The organism is Crocosphaera watsonii WH 8501 (genome assembly GCF_000167195.1).
Taxonomy (GTDB): Bacteria; Cyanobacteriota; Cyanobacteriia; order Cyanobacteriales; family Microcystaceae; genus Crocosphaera; species Crocosphaera watsonii.
Map to the genome: position 1 here is coordinate 25948 of NZ_AADV02000024.1, position 7248 is coordinate 33195.

10 protein-coding genes are annotated in these 7248 nt (G+C 38.8%); 4 read left to right on the top strand and 6 right to left on the bottom strand.

Translation table 11 applies throughout. The features are described from left to right. Positions 1–23 precede the first annotated feature (23 nt). From CWATDRAFT_RS15035 to modB, 4 genes are all read left to right on the top strand, one after another. The gene (locus CWATDRAFT_RS15035) at positions 24–650 is read left to right on the top strand and encodes a FeoB small GTPase domain-containing protein (RefSeq protein ID WP_007305814.1); all 627 of its coding nucleotides are present in this window, start codon (positions 24–26) and stop codon (positions 648–650) included. Further along, entirely contained in the window at positions 616–2079 is a 1464-nt protein-coding gene (locus tag CWATDRAFT_RS15040; protein ID WP_007305815.1) for a nucleoside recognition domain-containing protein, read from the top strand. Before CWATDRAFT_RS15035 ends, CWATDRAFT_RS15040 begins: the two co-directional genes overlap by 35 nt. A gap of 47 nt (positions 2080–2126) precedes the next feature. Beyond that, a complete protein-coding gene (locus tag CWATDRAFT_RS15045; protein WP_232287114.1) occupies positions 2127–2333 on the top strand; it encodes a FeoA family protein in 207 nt (68 codons plus the stop codon). A 121-nt stretch (positions 2334–2454) separates the two neighbouring features. After that, positions 2455–4389 (top strand): molybdate ABC transporter permease subunit, encoded by a 1935-nt coding sequence (modB, locus tag CWATDRAFT_RS15050; protein WP_007305817.1) that lies wholly within the window; start codon positions 2455–2457, stop codon positions 4387–4389. 101 nt (positions 4390–4490) lie between these two features. Here the strand turns inward: modB and CWATDRAFT_RS15055 are convergent, their stop codons facing one another. From CWATDRAFT_RS15055 to CWATDRAFT_RS15080, 6 genes are all read right to left on the bottom strand, one after another. Beyond that, positions 4491–4718: a BrnA antitoxin family protein gene (locus tag CWATDRAFT_RS15055; protein ID WP_007311051.1), complete on the bottom strand. Its 228-nt coding sequence runs from the start codon at positions 4716–4718 to the stop codon at positions 4491–4493. Between the two features lie 5 nt (positions 4719–4723). After that, entirely contained in the window at positions 4724–4990 is a 267-nt protein-coding gene (locus CWATDRAFT_RS15060) for a BrnT family toxin (RefSeq protein ID WP_007305821.1), read from the bottom strand. Positions 4991–5124: 134 nt separating this feature from the next. Beyond that, on the bottom strand, positions 5125–5541 hold the full coding sequence (locus CWATDRAFT_RS15065) for a tetratricopeptide repeat protein (protein ID WP_007305820.1): 417 nt from the start codon (positions 5539–5541) through the stop codon (positions 5125–5127). Between the two features lie 35 nt (positions 5542–5576). Further along, a complete protein-coding gene (locus CWATDRAFT_RS15070; protein ID WP_007305819.1) occupies positions 5577–6218 on the bottom strand; it encodes a transposase in 642 nt (213 codons plus the stop codon). 64 nt (positions 6219–6282) lie between these two features. After that, positions 6283–6864, bottom strand: coding sequence for a helix-turn-helix domain-containing protein (locus CWATDRAFT_RS15075; RefSeq protein WP_007303150.1), 582 nt, complete (start codon positions 6862–6864; stop codon positions 6283–6285). After that, complete coding sequence (locus tag CWATDRAFT_RS15080) at positions 6851–7048, bottom strand: tetratricopeptide repeat protein (protein WP_007305818.1); 198 nt, start codon at positions 7046–7048, stop codon at positions 6851–6853. The genes CWATDRAFT_RS15075 and CWATDRAFT_RS15080 overlap by 14 nt, the downstream gene beginning before the upstream one ends. Positions 7049–7248: the final 200 nt, after the last annotated feature.

A 7248-nucleotide genomic window follows, 5' to 3' on the forward strand; every position in this document is an offset into this window, starting at 1 on the left:
ATAACAAGGTATAAAAAAGACAGATGAAGTGTAATCAATGTCCTGATAGTTGTCAAAATAAATCCCAAACTTCTAACAGTTTTTGGCAGAATTTGTGGCGAAAGCCTCTCAAGATGAAATCTCCAGAAGTGATTTCTGAAGGAACCATTGCCTTAGTGGGTTCTCCCAACGTGGGTAAGAGTCTTCTCTTTAATGTTTTAACCGGGGGATATACCACGGTTTCTAACTATCCTGGAACCACTGTAGAAGCCTCTCGTAATTATATCAAAATTGCGAGTAAAACTATCACGATCATTGATACACCAGGTATGTATTCTCTAATTCCAATGACAGAAGAAGAACGATTTTCTCGGGAGTTATTATTCCGAGAACCTTTAGATTTAGTTGTTCATGTCATTGATGCCAAAAGTCTTAGTCGAATGTTAAATTTAACATTTCAACTAATGGAAACTCAGGTTCCTATTCTAGTCGCTGTCAACATGATTGATGAAGCAGAAAAATTAGGAATATGGGTAAACGAAAAGCAATTAGAAGCATCCTTAGGTATTCCTGTTGTCACTTTATCTGCTGCTCAACAACGAGGCATCAAAAGTTTAACCGCTAAGATGGCTAACTATGTCCACATTCCTGCGCTATCCTACAGCTATTGAAGAAGGAATCACTAAAATAGAGTGCCTTCTAGAGAGCGATCATGACGTAGTGAAAGCAGCCATCGAACCATTAGTATCCAAACGTTCTTTAGCTCTTTTATTACTACAAAAAGATCCCTTATTATGGCAAAAGGTTCGTCAAAAAGAACCCAAATTTGAAGCTATTGAAATGGTAGTAGAATCCGTTCAAGCTCAATTTAGTGATCCTCTGGTTTTAGTCATAGCTAAAACTCGTCATCACACTGCCAAAAAAATCGAAGAATTAGCCATTGTAAAAATTAGGAAAAAGTCGACGGAGAGCGAAGAATTTTTTCATCGCGTAACTGTTAATCCTATTACGGGTTTTCCCATCCTTTTTGTGGTTATTTATTTGGGCATCTATAAGTTTGTCGGTTGCTTTGGTTCTGGAGTTTTAGTTAATTACTTCCAATCTGTTTTTACACAGCAAATTAACCCTTTAATTGACGGGATAGCTACTCGGTTATTGCCCTGGACAATTTTGCAGGATTTAGTGGCTAATGAGCAGGGAATTTTGACTTTAGGAATGCGTTATGTTATTACCATTATTTTACCTATTACTACTACATTCTTTTTGATTTTTTCTATTCTGGAAGAAAGTGGTTATTTACCCAGAATTTCTCTGCTAATCGACCATTTATTCAAAATGATTGGTTTATCCGGTCGTTCCATCATTCCTTTAATTTTAGGTTTAAATTGTAGCAGTGCTGGTTCATTAGTAACCCGCACTATGGAAAGTAAACGAGAACGTTTTATTATCTCTTTACTCTTAGCTTTAGCTATTCCATGTTCAGCACAACTGGGAATTTTTATTGGACTACTTTCCCAAAATTTTATGGCTTTGATAGTTTGGGCTATTTGTATTGCTTTTATTTTCGCTATTATTGGTTCCTTAACCGCCAAAGCATTGCCGGGAAGTTGGTCTTATTTTTACATGGAAATTCCCCCCTTACGTTTGCCTCATCTTCGCTCTACTCTAACGAAAACATATAATCGAATTCGTTGGTATTTAAGTGAGGTTATTCCTTTGTTTCTTCTGGGTTCCGTTATTATTTGGTTGGGTAATTTAATTGGGTTACTGCCTTGGTTAGTCCATAGTTTAGAACCAATTATGCTCAAATTAGAACTGCCAAAACAAGCCTCAAGTATGTTTATTTATGGCTTTTTTCGGCGAGACTATGGAGCAGCCAGAATGTTCGATCTACATCACGCTGGATTGTTAGAAGGTAGACAATTAGTGGTTTCTGCTGTGACATTAACTCTATTTATTCCTTGCTTATCTCAGTTTAGGTTTATGCTCAGGGAACGGGGACTAAAAACAACTATTACTCTAAGTAGTTTAGTTATTATTTTTGCTTTCTCTATGGGCTATATATTGAACAAGATTTTACTCGTTTTAGAGGTTATTTAATCATGCTTGCTCAAACATTTTCTCTAGAATCCTCAGCCTTAAACTTGATGAAAGAAAAAGAAAAAGGCGTTATTACTCAGTTCAGAAAAAGCGATGAAAATTTACTGAGAAAACTTATTGGTATTGGTATTATGCCAGGACTATCTATTACTCTAGAACAAAAGTTTCCTTCTTATGTTGTTAAAATTGATGGCACAAGAATAGCTTTAGATCGGTCTATCGCTAAAGCGATTTATGTCAGAAAAACAAAGTGAATTATGAGTTCGGAGTTTGGGGTTCGGGGTTCGGAGTTAAAATTTTAACTATTTATGTTAGTTCATCTGCTGAATTCCTCTCAATATAACTCTGTCTACATTATGGGTATTAGGAAGTATTATGACTCTTGATTTTTCTCCGATTTGGATATCATTAAAAACCGCAGCTTTGGCAACTACGATCGCCTTTTTTCTGGGGGCGATCGCCGCTCGGACTATGTTTAAATATCGGGGAAAAGTCAAAGGCTTAATCGATGGTATTTTAACCGCCCCTTTGGTACTTCCGCCGACGGTTGTAGGCTTTTTTCTCTTATTATTACTAGGAAAATACGGACCAATTGGCAAATTTTTAAGATTATTTGATATTACCGTAATATTTACCTGGTACGCTGCCGTTATTGCCGCCACAGTTGTAGCCTTCCCCTTGATGTACAAAACCGCATTGGGAGCATTTCAGCAGATCGATACCAACCTTTTAGCTTCTGCTAGAACCCTTGGAGCCACAGAATGGCAGGTATTTCGGCGTATTTTACTGCCTTTAGCGAGACCTGGCCTTATTTCAGGAGTATTATTAGCTTTTGCTCGTGCTTTAGGGGAATTTGGGGCTACCTTGATGTTAGCAGGGAGTATTCCAGGCAAAACTCAAACTGTCCCCATTGCCATCTTTTTCGCTGCCGAAAGCGGTGACATGACAGAGGCAATGTTATGGGTAAGCGTTATGTTAGTTTTATCCTTAAGCATTGTGGTTGGGGTCAACTATTGGAACGATCATCGTCCCCATCAACGGAGAGCAAAACAGTCCAAACAAGGCCATCTAACCCTGATAGATGAAACCTTACTCCCCTGGGATAACCCTGTCGCCCCCTTAACCTGGGACTCAACCCGTACAAATGTTTTACCTAGTCCTATTGAATTAATTGTTGATATACAGAAAAAATTACCCGGATTTACTTTAGATGTTTCTTTTTCCAGTAATCAATTACCATTGGGGCTATTGGGAGGTTCAGGAGCAGGGAAAAGCTTTATTTTACGCTGTATTGCTGGTTTGGAAACCCCCGATGAAGGTTGTATTATCCTCAATGGTCGGGTTTTATTTGATTCTCGTAGAGGGATAAATGTCCCAATCCGCGATCGCCGTGTGGGTTTCTTATTCCAAAACTATGCCCTGTTTCCCCATCTCACTGTCGCTCAAAATATTGCTTTTGGCCTACCCAAAACCCTCTCACCCCGTGCCATCCGTCAACGGGTAGAAAAACAACTGCTTGCGGTACAGTTACACGGGTTAGGCGATCGCTATCCTCAAGAATTATCAGGGGGACAACAGCAAAGGGTGGCCTTAGCGAGAGCTTTAGCTAGTGAGCCAGATATTTTGCTATTAGACGAGCCATTTTCCGCCCTAGACACCTATTTACGGGATCAATTAAAAAAACTCCTCAGACTCAGTTTAACTCACTTTCCAGGGGCAACCTTATTTGTCTCCCATAACCTAGAAGAAGCCTATCGTATATGTCCCAACCTCTTGATTTTAGACGAAGGAGAAATCATTGCCCAAGGGCCCAAACAAGACATATTTGATGCGCCCCAATATTTTCGAGTCGCCCAACTCACCGGATGTAAGAACTTTTCTCGCGCCGTCATTCAGTCGGAGAATACTATCACTGCTCTTGACTGGGGATGTACCCTAAGAGTGAACGAGCCTATCCCTGATGGTTTAGCTCACGTAGGTATACGTGCCCATCACCTCATTTTTACGGGGCTAAAAGAGCAACAAACTCGCTCTCCTGAGAACATTTTTCCTGCTTGGCTGACTACCATCAGCGAAACCCAACACAGAATGACATTGTACCTCAAGTTAAATTCTTCCCCTAGTAGTCCCTTCGACTATCACCTACAAGTTGAAGTGTTCAAAGACACCTGGAATAGGTTGCAATACTTGCCTCAACCTTGGCAAATTCAACTTTACCCCTCACGCCTTCTGTTACTACAAAATAAAAATAGTTCTCTGTCCTTTGAATATCACCCCAGTCATCTTTCAACTATTACTAAAGATGATTAGTTCCATCAACAACCATACTAATTAAAATAGATATAATACCAGTTTCCTAAAGTAGGGGTTAACGGCCGTTAACCCCTAAAACCTTAATAAGAAGAATGTCATCATTGAATCCTAATTTTTTGATTCTTGTTAGAGGTTTTTTGTTGTATATGCTCTCGTAATGCGTGATTAATTAGGGTTAAATAATCTCCTCCTTCTGCTTGATCAACTTGTTGGCCAAACCATTCTAAAATATCGTTATCAATTAAAATCGTTAGCTTTGTTTGATGAGAAGGAATAGGTTGTACTGCACCTCTTTTTCCTTGGGAAAAGTCATAATTATCTTTCATGATATTTATTCTAAATAAATTGCTGTTTCTGTTTTGGTTGCTTTTCGAGCGGAGATAATTCTAATGCTGTTACCTCGATAGGTATAGACAACGGCTAAAAGTTGTCCTATGGCACTCATTCCTATTGTGACATATCTTTCTTCTTCTGGATGTTCGTCAAGAGTTGTAATTGCCATTTCATCTAATCGTAATACAGTAACTGCATCTCGAAAACGAACTCGATGTTTTTGCCAGTTACTTTCTGCTTTCTGTTTATCCCATTCAAACTCCATGTTAGTTTATTTTTTTGGTTCATTGAAGTATAAATTTAACCATATCACAAAGTTTAACTATCTTGCCGGTTTAACAGTGTTAAACCCCTACAAAAAATTATCACTCCGAACTCCTAACTCCTAACCCCGAACTCCTAACTCATCTTATCAAGCATTATCTGATAATTATTTCGTATTGTAATAGTCCAAGGATGTTCATTACCTAAGACAGTTTCTAAGATCTTTATAGCATCTACATATAGAGGTTCCGCTGCTTCATATTTTCCTTGTTTTCTGTATAGTTCTGCTAAATTATTCATACTACTAGCAACATCGGGATGTTCCTCCCCTAAGAGCTTTTTACTAATGGCTAAAGCATCTACATACAAAGGTTCTGCTACTTCATATTTTCCTTGTGAATAGTACAGTGCTGCTAAATTATTCATACTCTGAGCAACATCGGGATGTTCCTCCCCTAACAGCTTTTTCCACATAGCTAAAGCATCTACATAGAGAGGTTCCGCTGCTTCATATTTTCCTTGTTTTCTGTATAGTTCTGCTAAATTATTCATACTACTAGTGCAGCTTAGCAAAAATAATCCACCAGTCACTTATGATCTTTAAAGCCCTTAAATTTCCAAACGAACGGCTTAGCAAAATGTTGATTAAAGTAATCAATAAAATTGAGAATTTTTTGGGATAGTTCTTCAGTTGAACGGACAGTAATTCTTTTGAGTAAACGCCGGACTAAGATCGAAAACCAACACTCAATTTGATTAAGCCACGATGTATGTTTGGGAATATAAACAAAGCGAATTCGATGAGATTCATCTGATAAAAAATCTGCTCTGCTGTCCATAGATTGCAAAATCCCCTCCTTTCCTTTTCTCCCCAAATCAATAGTAATTCCACAGCTTTCTGCTACTAATTTGACTAAGCTTTCCGATTTATGAGTGTTGAGTTTATCTACAATAAAAATCCATTCTGCTTTTTCATCAATCTTAATCGTTCTCTGGATATGTTCAGAAAAATCTTGTTCTGTTCTTGTCGGTTCAATAGAGGGACTAACAACTTTTCCTCTTGCCACATCCCAGTTCGCAATCAAGCTTAAAGTTCCGTGTCTTTCATATTCAAATTCGATTTTTTCTACTTGTTTAGGCTTGATTCTTCTGTTCGGAAATAATCTCTCAAGAGCTTGAATCCCTGTCATTTCATCTGTACTAATTAAATGAATTCCTTGTTCTAACAAAGTTTTAGCTTCTTGATGAAGTTCACAGATATATTTGACTTGCTTTTTAAATTTTAAGGGATCATCAATTTTGGCATTTAACCAGTAACGAACGAGATGTGGTTGTAATGTCGCTTCTTTTTAAAAAACGCCCCACACTACGGGGGGAAATCTTTTCGACAATTCCTCTTTTTATGGCTTCATCCGCCAACTCTGAAGGTGTCCAATGGCTCACTGGTCTGTCTGATTTTTCACATTCTTCACAAGCGATCGCTACAATCTGGACTACTTGTTCGACCGTAAAGGATTTTGTTGTTCCAGGTCTTGGGCGATCGCTTAAAATTCCTTTGATCAAGACCATTAATGCTTTCTCCGTTACCTGTTGTTCTTCGGCGGCACTCAGTTTTTCTCTCTCCTCAAACCATCGCGATCGCCACTGACGCACTTGTACTCGGTCTAATTCTAATCTTCGACTAATCGAACTATTGCTCTCTCCTGATGCTGCGGCTAAGATTAGCTTGGCTCGTCTAACAAGGCGATAGGGGTTTGTTGTCCCTCTCACTATTTGTTGGAGTACTGTTTTCTGTAGGTTGGAGAGGTTAATTGGCAATGCTTTTATCATGGACATCAACTTCGAGATTCTTCCGTTAGTTTCATTGAAACACATTGTCGTGGCTAGTCACGAAAGTTTCTGTAAAAATCTGGTGGATTACTTTCGCCAAAGCTGCACTAGCAACATAGGGATGTTCCTCCCCTAACAGCTTTTTTCTCATAGGTAAAGCATCTACATACAAAGGTTCTGCTACTTCATATTTTCCTTGGGATTTGGACAGGGCTGCTAAATTATTCATACTATTAGCAACATTCGGGAGTCTCCTCCCCTAAAAACTTTTTCTCCTAGCTAAGGCATCTTCCTACAAGGGTCCGCCAACTCAAAATTCCCTGGGAAATTGCAAGGGCGCTAAAATTTTCTACCTCCACCAACCTCGGGATGTCCTCCCCTAAAAACTTTCTCCTAAGCTAAGCCTCTCATCCAAGGGTTTTACCCTTT